At 71.4% G+C, this 15,426-nt stretch carries 18 protein-coding genes; 10 read left to right on the forward strand and 8 right to left on the reverse strand.

What is annotated here, in order from left to right:
- Positions 1 to 437 (reverse strand): dihydropteroate synthase (locus tag ACFWVP_RS14610; protein WP_384496637.1); only part of this gene is annotated, 437 nt, incomplete at its 3' end.
- A gap of 92 nt (positions 438 to 529) precedes the next feature.
- Between ACFWVP_RS14610 and ACFWVP_RS14615 the strand changes: the two genes are divergently transcribed.
- The gene (locus ACFWVP_RS14615; protein WP_384496639.1) at positions 530 to 922 is read left to right on the forward strand and encodes a cell division protein DivIVA; all 393 of its coding nucleotides are present in this window, start codon (positions 530 to 532) and stop codon (positions 920 to 922) included.
- The gene (locus ACFWVP_RS14620; RefSeq protein WP_384496641.1) at positions 919 to 1,497 is read left to right on the forward strand and encodes a DNA-3-methyladenine glycosylase I; all 579 of its coding nucleotides are present in this window, start codon (positions 919 to 921) and stop codon (positions 1,495 to 1,497) included. Before ACFWVP_RS14615 ends, ACFWVP_RS14620 begins: the two co-directional genes overlap by 4 nt.
- Before the next feature lie 18 nt (positions 1,498 to 1,515).
- Here ACFWVP_RS14620 and ACFWVP_RS14625 read toward each other — a convergent pair whose 3' ends face one another.
- Positions 1,516 to 2,316: an enoyl-CoA hydratase/isomerase family protein gene (locus ACFWVP_RS14625; RefSeq protein WP_384496851.1), complete on the reverse strand. Its 801-nt coding sequence runs from the start codon at positions 2,314 to 2,316 to the stop codon at positions 1,516 to 1,518.
- Positions 2,317 to 2,651: 335 nt separating this feature from the next.
- Between ACFWVP_RS14625 and ACFWVP_RS14630 the strand changes: the two genes are divergently transcribed.
- A complete protein-coding gene (locus ACFWVP_RS14630; RefSeq protein WP_003966491.1) occupies positions 2,652 to 2,819 on the forward strand; it encodes a DUF3117 domain-containing protein in 168 nt (55 codons plus the stop codon).
- A gap of 74 nt (positions 2,820 to 2,893) precedes the next feature.
- Here the strand turns inward: ACFWVP_RS14630 and ACFWVP_RS14635 are convergent, their stop codons facing one another.
- Positions 2,894 to 3,559 (reverse strand): O-methyltransferase, encoded by a 666-nt coding sequence (locus tag ACFWVP_RS14635; RefSeq protein ID WP_384496643.1) that lies wholly within the window; start codon positions 3,557 to 3,559, stop codon positions 2,894 to 2,896.
- 178 nt (positions 3,560 to 3,737) lie between these two features.
- Here ACFWVP_RS14635 and sigE point away from each other — a divergent pair, with 178 nt between their 5' ends.
- The 5 genes from sigE (at position 3,738) to ACFWVP_RS14660 (ending at position 8,725) form a co-directional block, all read left to right on the forward strand.
- Complete coding sequence (gene sigE, locus ACFWVP_RS14640; RefSeq protein ID WP_384496644.1) at positions 3,738 to 4,499, forward strand: RNA polymerase sigma factor SigE; 762 nt, start codon at positions 3,738 to 3,740, stop codon at positions 4,497 to 4,499.
- Positions 4,496 to 5,470 (forward strand): anti-sigma factor family protein, encoded by a 975-nt coding sequence (locus ACFWVP_RS14645; protein WP_384496646.1) that lies wholly within the window; start codon positions 4,496 to 4,498, stop codon positions 5,468 to 5,470. Before sigE ends, ACFWVP_RS14645 begins: the two co-directional genes overlap by 4 nt.
- A gap of 90 nt (positions 5,471 to 5,560) precedes the next feature.
- On the forward strand, positions 5,561 to 7,366 hold the full coding sequence (locus ACFWVP_RS14650) for a trypsin-like peptidase domain-containing protein (protein WP_384496647.1): 1,806 nt from the start codon (positions 5,561 to 5,563) through the stop codon (positions 7,364 to 7,366).
- 119 nt (positions 7,367 to 7,485) lie between these two features.
- Entirely contained in the window at positions 7,486 to 7,938 is a 453-nt protein-coding gene (locus ACFWVP_RS14655; protein WP_384496648.1) for a sec-independent translocase, read from the forward strand.
- A gap of 124 nt (positions 7,939 to 8,062) precedes the next feature.
- The gene (locus ACFWVP_RS14660) at positions 8,063 to 8,725 is read left to right on the forward strand and encodes a hypothetical protein (RefSeq protein WP_384496650.1); all 663 of its coding nucleotides are present in this window, start codon (positions 8,063 to 8,065) and stop codon (positions 8,723 to 8,725) included.
- A 56-nt stretch (positions 8,726 to 8,781) separates the two neighbouring features.
- Here ACFWVP_RS14660 and ACFWVP_RS14665 read toward each other — a convergent pair whose 3' ends face one another.
- The 3 genes from ACFWVP_RS14665 to ACFWVP_RS14675 are packed head-to-tail and all read right to left on the reverse strand — an operon-like array spanning position 8,782 to position 11,783.
- Entirely contained in the window at positions 8,782 to 9,915 is a 1,134-nt protein-coding gene (locus ACFWVP_RS14665) for an Mrp/NBP35 family ATP-binding protein (protein WP_384496652.1), read from the reverse strand.
- A 43-nt stretch (positions 9,916 to 9,958) separates the two neighbouring features.
- Entirely contained in the window at positions 9,959 to 10,519 is a 561-nt protein-coding gene (locus ACFWVP_RS14670; protein WP_384496654.1) for a DUF1003 domain-containing protein, read from the reverse strand.
- Positions 10,509 to 11,783, reverse strand: coding sequence for a magnesium transporter MgtE N-terminal domain-containing protein (locus ACFWVP_RS14675; protein WP_384496656.1), 1,275 nt, complete (start codon positions 11,781 to 11,783; stop codon positions 10,509 to 10,511). Before ACFWVP_RS14675 ends, ACFWVP_RS14670 begins: the two co-directional genes overlap by 11 nt.
- Before the next feature lie 172 nt (positions 11,784 to 11,955).
- Between ACFWVP_RS14675 and ACFWVP_RS14680 the strand changes: the two genes are divergently transcribed.
- Positions 11,956 to 12,726: a hypothetical protein gene (locus ACFWVP_RS14680; protein ID WP_384496658.1), complete on the forward strand. Its 771-nt coding sequence runs from the start codon at positions 11,956 to 11,958 to the stop codon at positions 12,724 to 12,726.
- Positions 12,727 to 12,739: 13 nt separating this feature from the next.
- On the opposite strand, the gene ACFWVP_RS14685 is transcribed toward ACFWVP_RS14680, so the two are convergent.
- Together ACFWVP_RS14685 and ACFWVP_RS14690 are read right to left on the reverse strand one after the other, a co-directional pair.
- Entirely contained in the window at positions 12,740 to 13,258 is a 519-nt protein-coding gene (locus tag ACFWVP_RS14685; protein ID WP_384496660.1) for a hypothetical protein, read from the reverse strand.
- Positions 13,259 to 13,270: 12 nt separating this feature from the next.
- Complete coding sequence (locus tag ACFWVP_RS14690) at positions 13,271 to 14,386, reverse strand: magnesium and cobalt transport protein CorA (protein ID WP_384496662.1); 1,116 nt, start codon at positions 14,384 to 14,386, stop codon at positions 13,271 to 13,273.
- Positions 14,387 to 14,793: 407 nt separating this feature from the next.
- On the opposite strand from ACFWVP_RS14690, the gene ACFWVP_RS14695 reads away from it, so the two are divergent.
- Complete coding sequence (locus tag ACFWVP_RS14695) at positions 14,794 to 15,378, forward strand: suppressor of fused domain protein (protein ID WP_384496664.1); 585 nt, start codon at positions 14,794 to 14,796, stop codon at positions 15,376 to 15,378.
- The last annotated feature ends 48 nt before the right edge of the window (positions 15,379 to 15,426 follow it).

The following is a 15,426-nucleotide window of genomic DNA, read 5'->3' on the forward strand; positions in this document are numbered from 1 at the left end:
CCCCCCGCGTGCGTGCACACGAGCCCCGCCCCGTACCGCGCGGCGACCTCCGCGAGCTTCGGGTCGACGCCGCCCCACGCGTCGTTCAGGACGTCCGCCCCCGCCTCGCAGACGGCCTCACCCACATCGTGCCGCCAGGTGTCCACACTGATCACCACGTCCGGGTGACGCCGGCGTACCTCCGCGACGAAGCCGACCGTGCGGCGCGCCTCCTCCGCGGCCGTCACCTCCTCACCGGGGCCGGCCTTCACCCCGCCGATGTCGATGATCGCGGCGCCCTCCGCCACGGCCTGTTCGACCCGGGCGAGCGCGGGTTCGTCGCGGAACGTCGCCCCCTGGTCGTAGAAGGAGTCCGGGGTCCGGTTCACGATCGCCATGATCACCGGTTCGTGCGGTCCGAACTCCCGCCGCCCCAGCCTGAGCGCATCGCTTCGCATCCCTGTGTTCCTCCTCGGTAGGTCGCCTGCGACCCTAACTGTCGGTGGCGCATGGCACGATCTGACCCGGACAGGTTTCCGCTCCCGGGGAGATGCACGTGTTCTGGTTCTTGCTGCTCACGATGGCCGTGGTGGTGGCCGCGGTCACGATGGCGGTGGTAGGCGGAGGCGGAAGCGCGGTGCTGCAGGACGTGGAGCCCGAGCGGCTCACCGACCCGCTGCCGGCGAACCGCCCCGTCGGCCGCGCCGACGTCGAGGTCCTCCGGCTGCCCATGGCCGTGCGGGGCTACCGCATGACGGACGTGGACGAGGCGCTGGGCCGCCTCGGCGCCGAGCTCGCCGAGCGGGACGCCCGTATCGCCGAGCTGGAGTCCGCGCTCGCCGGTGCCCAGGCGGCCACGGTGACCGGCCCCGACCTGTTCAAGCGGCCGGGAGAGCCGCTGACCGGGGAGAACGGCCGGGCGCCGGACGAGGACACGCGATGAGCGGCGCCGAACCCGCCGCGGACGGAGATCTGCGCTGCCCGTGGGGCCTGTCCACGGAGGACTACCTCGCCTATCACGACACCGAGTGGGGCAAGCCCGTCCACGGCGACGACGCCCTCTTCGAGCGGCTCTGCCTGGAGGCGTTCCAGTCCGGTCTCTCGTGGCTGACGATCCTGCGCCGCCGAGAAGGCTTTCGCAGAGCCTTCGCCGGGTTCAGCATCTCCGCCGTCGCGGAGTTCACCGAAGCCGACAAGGAGCGCCTGCTCGCCGACGCCGGAATCATCCGCAACCGCGCGAAGATCGACGCGACGCTGGCCAACGCCGAGGTGCTGGCCGGCTGGGCCCCGGGGGAACTGGACGCGCTCGTCTGGTCGCACGCTCCCGATCCGGCCGCCCGTCCCGCTCCGCGCACCACCGCTGACGTACCGGCCGTCACCCCGGAGTCCACGGCGCTGGCCAAGGAGCTCAAGAAGCGGTCGATCCGCTTCGTCGGCCCCACGACCGCCTACGCCCTGATGCAGGCCTGCGGGCTGGTCGACGACCATCTGGCCGACTGCGTGGCCCGGGGCCGCTAGCGACCCCGGCACGGCCCCTCAGCGGCCCAGATACTTCGGCCGCCGCTTCGCGAGGAACGCCTCGACCGCGATCGTGTGGTCCTGCGACGCGCCCGCCCTCGTCTGCAGTTCGTCCTCCTTCTCCAGCGACTCGGCGAGCGTGTGCCCGGCGCCGTACGCCACGGACGCCTTCAGCGCCGCGTACGCCACCGTCGGGCCGTCCGCCAGGGCGCGCGCCACCGCGAGGGCCTCCTTCGCCAGGTCGGCGGCCGGCACCACCTTGTTCGCGATCCCCAGCTCGTACGCCTCCTGCGCGGAGATCGAACGCGGGAAGAACAGCAGGTCGGCGGCGCGGCTCGCACCGATCAGCCGGGGCAGCGTCCAGGAGACGCCCGAGTCGGCGGTCAGCGCCACGCCCGCGAAGGACGTGTTGAAGGCGGCCGTATCGGCGACCACCCGGTAGTCGGCGGCGAGCGCGAAGCCGAAGCCCGCCCCCGCGGCGACCCCGTTGACCCCCGCGACCACGGGCTTCTCCATCTCGGTGATCGCCCGCACGATCGGGTTGTAGTGCTCCCGCACGGTGCTCAGCGCGTTGCCGCCGTCCGCCTCGCGGGCCTCGGTGAGCTTGGCGACGTGCTCCTTGAGGTCCTGGCCCACGCAGAACGCGCGCCCGGTCGCGGTGAGCAGAACCGCCCGTACGGCGGTGTCGTCCGCGACGGCGAGCAGCGCGTCACGGAGCGCGACCTTGGCCGCGGTGTTCATGGCGTTCATCGCGTCGGGGCGGTTGATCGTGATCGTCGCGAGCCCGTCGCTCACGTCCGTGAACACGGTGTCAGCCATGGTGTCGGCCGTGTCGGCCATCGCAGGGTCTCCTTACGGCTCCGGCATTGTGCCTGTCCAGGCAAGCATGGCCGACTCCGGGCGACCCGGATATGTGACCTGCGTCTAACAATTGGCTCTCGGCTGAGGGCCGATGGCGGCGCAGTATCGCAGCCGGATCGCCGAATTGGGTGGTTTTGAGAGAGCGCGTTGCGTAAGCGATGCCGACCGATGTTGGTCATCGGGGTCTCCCATGCGGGATAATGCGGAGGAAGCATTGTGTTCGACGCCGGTGAGGCAGCGCCTGTCATGGGGCCGCCGGTTGCGATGAGCTGGTTTCAGGAAGGGGAACGAGCATGGCGGCCATGAAGCCGCGGACGGGCGACGGCCCGCTCGAGGTGACAAAGGAGGGGCGGGGCATCGTCATGCGCGTTCCGCTCGAAGGCGGCGGTCGGCTTGTCGTCGAGCTGACTCCGGACGAGGCCGATGCACTCGGCGACGCGCTGAAGAAGGTCGTCGGCTGAGGCGGAAGGCGCCCACACTTCACGACTGCCCCGGCACGGAATCCGTGCCGGGGCAGTCGTGCGTCTCCGCGGGGTCAGCCGCGCCGCACCGCGCACAGCAGGCCGTCGCCCACCGGCAGCAGCGTCGCCATGAGCTCCTGGCTCTCCCGCACGGCCCGGAGCAGCTCACGCAGCCGCAGCACCTCGGCCGGCTGGGCCGCGGAGTCGATCGTGCGGCCGTCCGCGAAGACGCCCTCGAAGCAGACGAGGCCGCCGGGCCGCAGCAGGCGCAACGATTCGGCGAGGCAGTCCATGCTCTCGAGCCGGTCGCCGTCGCAGAAGACGAGGTCGTATCCGCCGTCCGCGAGCCGCGGCAGTACGTCGAGGGCACGCCCGGGGATGAACCGCGACCTGTTCGTCGCGAAGCCCGCCGCGCGGAACGCCTCACGGGCGAACTGCTGGCGCTCCGGTTCGGGGTCGACGGTGGTCAGTACGCCGTCCGGGCGCATTCCCTGCAGCAGATAGATGCCGGACACGCCGGTGCCGGTGCCGATCTCGGCCACCGCTTTGGCGTCCGCGGTGGCAGCGAGCAGGCGCAGCGCGGCGCCGGTGCCTGGTGACACCGAGCGGAGCCCCGCCTCGTGGGCCCGGTCCCGGGCCCAGAGCAGAGCTTCTTCCTCGGCGACAAAGGCGTCGGCGAACGCCCAGCTCGTCTGCCGGTTGGCGGTAATGACCCTCTCCTGTCCCCGTAGTTGGCGCAACGGTGACTGTATCCGCTGAACCCGGGAACCCGCAGATGGGACCGGGCGTTAGGAGGGGGCAGGGGAAAACACATGGATCGGGCCCTCTCACCGGGCCCGGAATGTGCCCCTTGCTCCCGGGGGACACCCGGGCACCAGCAGGGAAAAGGCTTATCCGGAGCTAACGGGCGAGGTGGCTATGGTAGGGGCTCCACTGGACACCACCAGAGCCGATAGGGGAGGTGCGGCTGCGCCTGTGGATCGGGGAGGAGTGCTGCGGCGCTTTCTCAGGTCGGCGGGTGAGCCGAAATCCGTGACCAACATCGCTGACCGTTCTTCCAACGATTCCGCACCGACCGCGACCTTCGCCTCAGATGCGGATTCTCAGGCGTGGACCCCGCCCTCATGGGAAGAGATCGTCAGCACGCACAGCGGTCGCGTGTACCGCCTCGCCTACCGGCTGACAGGTAATCAGCACGACGCCGAGGACCTCACGCAGGAAGTCTTCGTGCGTGTCTTCCGGTCGCTGTCGACCTACACACCCGGCACTTTCGAGGGCTGGCTGCACAGGATCACGACGAATCTCTTCCTGGACATGGTCCGCCGCAAGCAGCGGATCCGTTTCGACTCCCTCGGTGACGACGCCGCCGAGCGGCTGCCGAGCCGTGAGCCGTCCCCGCAGCAGGCCTTCAACGACACCCACTTCGACGCGGACGTGCAGCAGGCGCTGGACACCCTCGCGCCCGAATTCCGTGCCGCCGTCGTGCTCTGCGACATCGAGGGCCTCTCGTACGAGGAGATCGCCGCCACGCTCGGCGTGAAGCTCGGCACCGTGCGCAGCCGCATCCACCGCGGACGCTCGCACCTGCGCAAGGCCCTGCAGCACCGCTCGCCCGAGGCCCGCGCCGAGCAGCGTTCCCTGGCGGACGCGGTCCTGGCAGGGGAGGGCGGAACGGCGTGAGTGGCACAGGTCCGACCCCCGCGGAACAGCATCTGGGGGACCGTCTCGCCGCGCTCGTCGACGGTGAGCTCAAACACGACGCCCGGGAGCGAGTCCTCGCCCACCTGGCGACCTGTTCGAGGTGCAAGGCCGAGGCCGATGCCCAGCGGCGCCTGAAGAGTGCCTTCGCGACCGCCACCCCTCCGTCACCCTCCGAGGGTTTCCTGGCCCGCCTGCAGGGCCTCCCCGGGGGTCCCGGAGGCGACGGCGACAGCTCGGGCGGACCCTTCCGTGGCGGCCGTCGCTTCGGGGAAGGGCTCTTCCCCGACCTCACGACCCCCGGCCGTGGCTCGGAACCGGGTTCCGGCCCCTCGCCGCTCGACGGCTTCGGCTACCTGCCCACCGCGCACGGGTCGACCGCCGTACTGCCCGGCGGCCCGTCGTCCGCCTTCCGCATCCACGACGTGGGCCGTGAGACCGACCGGTCGCCCTGGCGCGCCCGGCGCTTCGCGTTCGCCGCCGCCAGTGCCGTGTCGCTGGCGGCCATCGCCCTCGGCGGCGCCCTGCCCCTGCAGTACGGACCCGACGCCCCGCTCCGCGCCGAGGGCGCCGGCAGCAGCGGGACACCGCTCGACGCCGAGGCGCGGACCGCGAGCGCCGCGGCCAGCCGTGGCGGCGGCGGGGCCCTCTCCGTCGGAGAACGCCCCGGCGCACCCACCGCCGTACCGACCGCCGCACCGTCCTCGTCCGCGCGGCCGGTCCTCGCCGCCGCGCCCTCGCTGATCAGCACCACGGCACTCACCGGGCACACGTTCGCGTTCCCGGTGCTGAACGTGTCCGTTCCACCACTGATACGTCCGACCGACGCGGGTCCGCTGCTGACGGCCGCGCTCGGGAGCGGGGAGAGGCCGAAGCAGGCCGAGCCGTCGGCGACGGCGTCCACCCCGCCGGCGCTGCGCGACCGCGCGATGCCTCTTTCGCCACTGCGCTGACCGGGACCCTGCGCACGGATTCGCAAACCTGGTTGAATTCCGGGAGGGACGCCTCTGTGGGGGCGTGCAGAGGCCAGTGGCGGGGAGAGCATGGACGACGGGAAGCCCAGCGGGCCGAAGGCGAAGTGGTGGAGCCGTCCCTCGGCGGGACGTACCGGATCCGCCGGGCCGGAGGATGCGAAGCCCGCCACGGACCGGGCCGAGGCCACCGCGTTCCACGCCGGTACACCCACGGCGGACCCCGACCCCGGAACGCCCGTCGGCGAAGCCGCGGCCGCCGAGCCGTTCCCGCCCGCCCCGGCGGAGGCCGTGCCCGTACCGGCCGCAGGTGAGGCAGTACCGGCACCGGCGGGTGAGCCCTTCACGCCCGGACCGGGGACGCGGCCGCTGCACGCGCCCGACGAGTACAGCACCCCGCCCTACGGCGGCCCGGGGCCGTGGGCGCCCGCGCCGCCCGTCCAGCGCCCGCAGCCGACCCCGGCCCACGGCACCCCCGTACCCCCGCCCTACGACGGGACGAACGGCCACGGGACGGACATCCACGGGACGGCCGTCCACCCGCCCGCCCAGGCCCCGGCGCCCGTACCCGGCCAGGCCCCCGCACCCGCCGACGCCTACGCACTCGCGCCCCAGCCGCACCTGGTGCCCCATCAGCACGGCGCGCCCCCGACGCCCCCCGGTCCGCTGCAGGCCTCGCAGTGGCTGCGCTACGACCCGTGGGGCGCGCCCCAGCAGCCCCTGAGTCACCCCGGACCCGCCCTCGGGCCCGACGCCGGGCCGCGCCGCAAGGGCCGCCGGGGATCCGTCCTCGTCGGCGCGGCGCTGCTCGCCCTCGTCGCGGGAGGCATCGGCGGCGGCATCGGCGCCTACGTCGAGCGCAACGGCGGCCTGACCACGGTCGAGCTGCCCCAGGCCGGCCGGGACAGCGCAGGCCGCGCTCCCGACAGCGTCGCGGGAATCGCCTCCAGCGCCCTGCCCAGCGTCGTCACCCTGCATGTCAGCGGCTCCGCCGAGTCCGGCACGGGCACCGGCTTCGTCCTCGACAACAGGGGCCACATCCTCACCAACAACCACGTGGTGGCCCCCGCGGGCTCCGCCGGCGACATCACCGTCACCTTCAGCGGCGGCGAGACCGCGCCGGCCGAGGTCGTCGGCCAGGACAGCGGCTACGACCTGGCGGTCGTCAAGGTCACCGGCGTCTCGGGCCTCAAGCCCCTGGCGCTCGGCAATTCCGACAACGTGCGGGTCGGCGACCCGGTGGTGGCCATCGGCGCCCCGTTCGACCTGTCCAACACGGTCACCTCCGGCATCATCAGCGCCAAGCAGCGCCCCATCACCGCCGGCGGCGAGAAGGGCGACGGCACCGACGTCAGCTACGTCGACGCCCTGCAGACCGACGCCCCGATCAACCCGGGCAACTCCGGCGGCCCGCTGGTCGACGCGGACGCCCGGGTCATCGGCATCAACAGCGCCATCCGGGCCGCCGACAGCGGATCCGGCCTTGACGGCGGACAGTCCGGTTCCATCGGACTGGGCTTCGCGATACCGATCAACCAGGGCAAGCGGGTCGCCGAGGAGCTGATCAACACCGGCAAGGCCACCCACCCGGTGATCGGTGTCACACTCGACATGCAGTACACCGGCGACGGGGCCAAGGTCGGCGGCAAGGGAGCAGACGGCGGGTCGGCGGTCACCGCGGACGGTCCGGCGGACAAGGCGGGCATCGAGGCGGGCGACATCATCACCGAGGTGGACGGCCGGCGGGTGCACAGCGGCGAGGAGCTGATCGTCAAGATCCGTGCCCACCGGCCCGGAGACCGGCTCGAACTCGGGCTGACGCGCGATGGCAAGGAGCTGTCCGTGACATTGACCCTGGGCTCGTCGAGCGGCACCTGACCGCAACCGGCAGGTACCGCCCGGACAGCTTCGACGGGTACCGTGGAGCCGGTCCGGCCCCGGCGGCCCAGGTGGCGAAGAACCGCGGAGAACACGCAGAGAACACGAGGAGCAGCAAGGTGTTCAATGACATAGGCGCACTCGAGCTGGTGACGCTCGTGGTTCTCGCCGTGCTCGTATTCGGCCCGGAGAAGCTGCCGAAGGTCATCCAGGACGTCACGCGCACCATCCGGAAGATCCGTGAGTTCTCGGACAGTGCCAAGGACGACATCCGTTCCGAGCTCGGCCCGCAGTTCAAGGACTTCGAGTTCGAGGACCTCAACCCCAAGACGTTCGTCCGCAAGCAGCTCATGGACGGCAACGACGACCTGGGGCTCAAGGACATCCGCGAGAGCTTCGACCTGCGCAAGGAGATGGCCGAGGTCACCGACGCGGTGAACGGCCGCGAGGCCGCGCCCTCCACCGGCACGGCCGCCGCCGTGCCGGCCGCGGCCGGCACGCCCGACCTCCTCAAGAAGCCCGCTCAGCCCGCGAAGGACGAGCGCCCGCCCTTCGACGCAGACGCCACCTGAGACCCGTCAATCCCGGCTCGTCCGGACGGTATGGCTATTCTCCATCTGTCCGGTCGCGAGGTTGCCCACGCCCGAGGGGGGAGGGCCGCGCCGGATCTGAGGGATCGAGGAGGCGGCCGGGCAGATGGAGACGACGAGTCGGGTAGGGGCGGACGGTGCGCCCAGCAAGGGCACCGCAGAGGGGGTGCCGACGGCCCGGCGTACTGTCGACGGCTATCTCAAGGCGCCGTTCCCCTGGTACGGGCTGGACGAGGCATTCACGGGCCCGCGCTGGCTGATGCAGGTCGCCGCCGCCGCGGACGGCACGGTGCAGCACGGCTCCACCGGACACGGTGAGGAGCCCGTGGTGCGGACCGACGCGGGAGCGGAGAAGGCGCGCTTCGCGGTGGTCGTGACGGTGGCCAGCAGCCCGGTACGCCACACCGGCGACGGCACGGGTGTCCTGGACGCCACCACGGTGTCCTCGGCGGCCTGGCTGGCGGGCTCCGGGCTGCCGGCGTACACATGGCCCCCGCAGATGGACCACACGCTGCGTGGCGAATGGCTGAACCAGCAGACGGAGACCGCGTTCGAGCTGGCCGACGACCTGGGGCAGGCTCCCTGGTCGACGCTGTCGCTCCCGGTGGACGGCGTGCCGGTCGAATTCCACTACCGCGAGTCCGAGTTCGGCTGGGTCCTCGCCGGTTCGGCGCCGGACGGTGTGCACATCGGCGCGTACGGGCGCGGGATGAGCGCCTACGGGCTGGGCTTCGCGGTGATCGGCGACATCAGGACGTACGAGGCCTGAGCGCGCGTACGCGAGGGGCGGGGCCTCCACGGAGGCCGCCCCTCGCGTACAGGACTTCAGAACTTGTTGCGCGGGGTGAGCCCCAACGACATGCCGGACAGGCCGCGCTGACGGCCGCCCAGCTTCTCCGCGATGGACCGCAGGGCCGCGCCGGCCGGGGAGTCCGGGTCGGACAGGACGACGGGCTTGCCCTCGTCGCCGCCCTCGCGCAGCCGGAGGTCGATCGGGATGGTGCCCAGGACCGGCACCTCGGCGCCGACCGTCTTCGTCAGACCGTCCGCGACCCGCTGTCCGCCGCCCGAGCCGAACACGTCGACCATCTCGTCGCAGTGCGGGCACGGCATGCCCGACATGTTCTCGACGACACCGACGATCTTCTGGTGGGTCTGCACGGCGATGGAACCGGCCCGCTCGGCCACCTCGGCCGCGGCCTGCTGGGGAGTCGTGACGACCAGGATCTCGGCGTTCGGCACGAGCTGCGCCACGGAGATCGCGATGTCACCCGTGCCCGGCGGCAGGTCGAGCAGCAGGACGTCCAGGTCGCCCCAGTACACATCGGCGAGGAACTGCTGGAGTGCGCGGTGCAGCATCGGCCCGCGCCACACCACCGGGGCGTTGCCCGGCGTGAACATGCCGATGGAGATCACCTTCACGCCGTGCGCGGACGGCGGCATGATCATGTTCTCGACCTGGGTGGGCTTGCCGTCCGCCCCGAGCATCCGGGGCACGCTGTGCCCGTAGATGTCCGCGTCCACGACACCGACCTTGAGTCCGTCGGCCGCCATCGCCGCCGCGAGGTTCACCGTCACCGAGGACTTGCCGACGCCGCCCTTGCCGGACGCGACCGCGTAGACCCTGGTCAGCGAACCGGGCTTGGCGAACGGCACCTCCCGTTCCGCCGTGCCGCCGCGGAGCGAGGAGGCGAGCTCCTTGCGCTGCTCGTCGCTCATCACGTCGAGGGTGACCTCGACGCGGGACACCCCCTCGACACGGGCCACCGCGTCGGTGACGTTCTTGGTGATCGTCTCGCGCATGGGGCAGCCGGAAACCGTGAGGTACACGGTGACAGCGACTACACCGTCAGGATCGATCTCGACCGATTTCACCATGCCCAGCTCGGTGATCGGTCGGTGGATCTCCGGGTCGTTCACTGTCGCCAGTGCTTCACGCACCGCGTCTTCCGTAGCCATACCGACGATGGTACGGCGCCGGTGCGTACGCGCGGGTAGCCCTTCAGCGGTCGCCTTCGTCACTCTCGACGGGGAAGAGCACCCTGCGCTCCTCCATGTCCTTGACCATGGCCTCCAGCTCGGAGCGGATCCAGTCCCGGGTGGCCACCTCGCCGAGGCCCATCCGCAGGGCCGCGATCTCCCGGGTGAGGTACTCGGTGTCCGCGATCGAGCGCTCGTTCTGCTTGCGGTCCTGCTCGTGGGTGACCCGGTCGCGGTCGTCCTGGCGGTTCTGCGCGAGCAGGATCAGCGGGGCCGCGTACGACGCCTGGAGGGACAGCATCAGCGTCAGGAAGATGAAGGGGTACTGGTCGAACCGCAGTTCCTCGGGCGCGAAGATGTTCCACACCACCCACAGGATGATGATCAGCGTCATCCAGACGATGAACCGTCCCGTGCCCAGGAACCGGGCGATCCGCTCGGAGAACCGGCCGAACGCCTCGGGGTCGTACTCGGGCAGCAGCCGGCGCCGCGGGGCCCTCGGCTGGTCGAGCCGCGGCCGAGGGGGGCGCACGATGCCGGACGCGCCGGTCGACGCCGCTTTCGAACGGTCCTCAGCGGCCATCGGCGATCCCCTCCTCGCCCTGGAAGTCGGTCTCGCGCCAGTCGTCGGGAAGCAGGTGGTCCAGCACGTCGTCGACGGTCACCGCGCCGAGCAGCGAGCCGCTCTCGTCGACCACCGGCACCGAGACCATGTTGTACGCGGCCAGGTAGCTGGTCACGGCGGGCAGCGGGGTGTCCGGTGTCAGCGGTACGAGATCGCTGTCGACGAGCGAGCTGACCAGGGTGAACGGGGGATCGCGCAGCAGGCGCTGGAAGTGCACGGTGCCCAGGTACTTGCCGGTCGGCGTCTCGTCGGGCGACCGGCAGACGTACACCTGGGCGGCCAGCGCGGGCGAGAGGTCCTGCTGGCGGACCCGGGCCAGCGCGTCGGCGACCGTCGCGTCCGGCCGCAGGATGATCGGCTCGGTCGTCATCAGCCCGCCCGCGGTCCGCTCCTCGTACGACATCAGCCGCCGTACGTCGGCGGCGTCGTCGGGCCGCATCAGAGCCAGCAGCCGTTCCTTGTCCGCCTCCGGCAGCTCCGACAGCAGGTCGGCCGCGTCGTCGGGGTCCATCGCCTCCAGGACGTCCGCCGCGCGGTCCTCCTTGAGCTTGCCGATGATCTCCACCTGGTCGTCCTCGGGGAGCTCCTCCAGGACGTCCGCGAGCCGGTCGTCGTCCAGCGCGGCGGCCACCTCGGCCCGGCGCTTGGGCGACAGGTGGTGCAGGGCGTTGGCGACGTCCGTGGGGCGCAGCCGCTCGAAGGTGGCGACCAGGCTCTCGGCACCCTGCCCGTGCTCCTCCAGGGAGAAGCCGCTGACCGCCGACCACTCCACCGTCAACGTCTCGCCCTTGCGACGCAGCGCACCGCCCCGGCCCTTGCGTACGAAGAACTTGTCGATCTCCCAGTCCCGGCGGGCCGGAAGCTGCTGGATGGCCACATCGAGGACGGTGACCTCCTCGTCGGTGTCCACGAGGCGCACCCGCCGGTCAAGGATCTCGCCCAGCACGAGTCGCTCGGTCGGGCGCTGCTCGAAGCGCCGCATGTTGACGACCCCGGTCGTGATCACCTGGCCCGACTCGACCCCGGTCACCCGGATCATCGGCAGGAAGATCCGCCGCCGGCTGACCACCTCGACGACCATGCCGAGGAGCCTCGGCGGCTTGCCGCCGACCCGGAGCATCGCCACGAAGTCGCGGACCCGGCCCACCTGGTCACCGATGGGGTCGAACACCGGTACCCCGGACAGGTGCGAGACGAAGACCCTGGGTGCGCCTGCCGCCATTCCGTGCGCCTCCCTGTACCCCGACGTCCTCCTTTGCCGAGATCAGGCTAGCCCGTCCCGCTCCGCGCCGCCCCGGCGGACCGTCCGTACGGTGCTCTGCCGAAAGGCGTACGCGGCACGGGTACGCTGCCGTCTGCCACCCCCCGACACACAGACGAGAGGCAGTGCGCCCGTGACCTCTTCCGCCCCGGCCGTCCGCGCCCGTCGCAGGACCGCTCTCGCCGCTGTGCTCTGCGCGGGGCTGACCGCCGCGCTCACGGCCTGTGCCGAGGAGGACCCGGACAAGGGGACCAACGGCGTCGGCAAGCTGACCGCGGCGCAGATCGACAAGAGGACACGGGCCGCCGCGGACGCCTCCGACGCGGTGCGGCTGACGGGCAAACTGGTCAGCAAGGGCGGCACGTACACGCTGAACATGCAGCTCAGCGCCGAGGGCGGCACCGGATCGGTCACCTCCAAGCAGAGCACGTTCGCGCTGCTGCGGATCGGTGACGAGCTCTTCCTCAAGGCCGACGCGGGCTTCTGGAACCATGCCACGGACGACACGGCCGACGGCGACGACGCGAGCGACAAGGCCGCCGCCGACAAGCTCCAGGGCAAGTACGTGAAGGTCCCCGAGGACGACCCCACCTACAAGCAGCTGCGCGGCTTCACCGAGAAGAAGACGCTGCTCGACGGAATGCTCACCCTGCACGGCACGATCAACAAGGGTGACCGGAGCACGATCGGCGGGATCCGCACCGTGCAGATCACGGGCGGAAAGGGTGAGGGCGGCGCACTCCACGTCTCCCTGAAGGGCACGCCCTATCCCCTGCGGGTGGCCCGCGGCGGGGGAGGCGGCACCGTCACCCTCGCCGACTGGGGCCAGGACTTCGTGCTGGAGCCGCCGGCCGAGGACGACACCGTCGACTACGGCGGGCAGCTGCCCAAGTCCTCCGGCTGACGGAAGGCGTCCGTCACTTCCTCCCGCGGCGCTTCAGCAGCAGCCGGGGGAGTGCGGCGGGTGCGGGGCGGCGCGTGGTCGCCCCCGTGGGCAGCGGCACCGCGGCCAGCGAGGTATCCGGCAGATCCGTACGGGACGCGCCGGGCGTCAGCCGTACGACCCGGCACTCACGCGCCCAGCGCTCGGTCATCCGCTCGGCGTCCGGCGCGTTCAGCCGCTTGCCCTTGAGCTCGGCGACGGCTGCCTCCCACTCCTCGGAGTGCGGCTCCAGGACGGCGACGGCGGCGGTCCAGGCGACGAGCCGGCCGCCCTTGTCCTTGCTGCGCACCGTCACCTCGGCGGTGCCGCCCGCGTCCAGCCCCGCGGACAGCGGCTGCTCCCCGGGCCCGTCGCCGACGAGCAGGGCCGCACCCTCGTGCCACACGTGCCACAGGGCCCGGGCGGAGCCGGAGCCCCGCACCCAGATCAGGCCGGACTTCTTGGTGGCCTCCTCGACGAGAGCCCGGCCCAGCAACACGTCTGCAGCAGTCATGCCCGCACTCTATTAGAGCCAGCCGTTGCGCTTGAGGGTGCGGTGGATGGAGAAACAGACGACGCCGATGACGGCCAGCACCATCGGATAACCGTAGGTCCACCGCAGTTCAGGCATGTGGTCGAAGTTCATGCCGTAGACGCCGCAGATCATCGTCGGTACGGCGATGATGGCCGCCCAGGACGTGATCTTGCGCATGTCCTCGTTCTGCGTGACGGTGGCCTGTGCCAGGTTGGCCTGGAGGATCGAGTTCAGCAACTCGTCGAATCCGATGACCTCTTCGTGCACCCGGGCCAGGTGGTCGGCCACATCGCGGAAGTACTTCTGGATGTCGGGATCGATCAGCCGCATGGGGCGCTCGCTCAGCAGCTGCATCGGCCGCAGCAGCGGCGAGACGGCGCGCTTGAACTCCAGCACCTCGCGCTTCAGCTGGTAGATCCGCCCCGCGTCCGAACCGCGCGGACCGCCCTTCGCCGGGGTGGAGAACACGTCGATCTCCACCTCGTCGATGTCGTCCTGCACGGAGGCCGCCACCGCGATGTACCCGTCGACGACATGGTCGGCGATCGAGTGCAGCACGGCCGAGGGGCCCTTGGCGAGCAGCTCCGGGTCGTCCTGGAGCCGCTGGCGCAGGGCGCGGAGCGAGCCCTGCCCGCCGTGCCGGACGGTGATGACGAAGTCCCGTCCGGTGAAGCACATCACCTCACCCGTCTCCACCACCTCGCTGGTCGCGGTCAGCTCGGCGTGCTCGACGTAGTGGATCGTCTTGAAGACGGTGAACAGCGTGTCGTCGTACCGCTCAAGCTTGGGCCGCTGGTGGGCGTGGACGGCGTCCTCCACGGCGAGCGGGTGGAGGCCGAACTCCCTTGCGATACCGGCGAATTCCTCCTCGGTCGGCTCGTGCAGTCCGATCCAGGCGAAGCCGCCGCCCTCCCGCACGCGCAGCATCGCCTCATGCGGGGTCTGGCAGGCGTCGGCCGCGAGACGGCTCCCGTCCCGGTAGACCGCGCAGTCGACGACCGCGCTGGAGACGGTCGGGTCACGGGTGGTGTCGTAGCTGTTGTACGGGGTGTTGCTCTTGCGTAGGGACGGGCGCACGGCGGCGCGCAGGTCGCGGATCATCGACAAGGCTGACTCCTTCACGGAGGGCCGTCGGCGGGGCGTGGAACAGCCCGGAATGGGGACGTGCGCTCACGTCCGCAAAGCGGGCGGCACCGCGCGGGCGCGATGACGGCGTTCGCTACAGACAGGCAAAAACGAGGGGCTCTTCCGGTGCGCGAACTGCCGCGAATACGTCCTGGGAGGGCGTCAGATCACGGAAGGACGGTGTCGCGCGGAAGGGCGGTTGGTACTGCACGGTCGACTTGGATCCACCGCAGCCCCACCTCCTCCGGCCGGTCCCCCGTGGGGGATCACGTGTTGTCGGGACTGAGAGCGACGCTTGGCGTGCTGTCCCGACCGACGGCCCAGGCTATCAGTCGACTCGGGGTCAATCCCTTTCCTTGCCCGTTGGAGACCCGTTCTATGCTCGCGGCATGGGAGAAATTCTTGATCTGGTCGAGGCCCGGCTCCGCACGGCCCTGGGGGAGCCGGACGCGCGCGCCGATGTGACCTTCCTCGGCACGGACCGCATCGAGGTGCTCCGCTTCGTCGACGGCGACGTGGTGCGCTACGCCACGCTGGGCATGTCCGCCCAGCCGATGGCCGACCCCACCTCGCCGCTGGCCGACCCCGTAAAGGGCCCGCGCGCGGAGCTCTTCCTGTCCGTACGGATGGGGCTCGCCGCCACCGACGAGGTGCTCAGGCCCCTCGCCGTACTGGCCGCGTCCCCGCAGGTCGAAGGGCTGATCGTGGCCCCCGGGGCGTCGCTGGACCTCGGCACGCCGCTCTGGTCCGGGGCACCCTTCAGCTCCGTCCTGGTCGCCGAGCCGGGCGGTCTCGTCGAGGACCTGGAGCTGGACGCCCCGATGGACCCGGTCCGCTTCCTGCCGCTCCTGCCGATGACGCACAACGAGGCCGCCTGGAAGCGGGTCAGGGGAGCCCAGGAACTCCAGGAGCGCTGGCTGTCGCAGGGCACGGATCTGCGGGACCCGCTGCGCGCCTCCGTCGCCCTCGACTGAGCCCTCCCGCGGGGCGGCGCGCTGCGGACGGGTGATCGTCCTTGACGG

The sequence above is a fragment of the Streptomyces sp. NPDC058637 genome, from assembly GCF_042717325.1.
Taxonomy (GTDB): Bacteria; Actinomycetota; Actinomycetes; order Streptomycetales; family Streptomycetaceae; genus Streptomyces.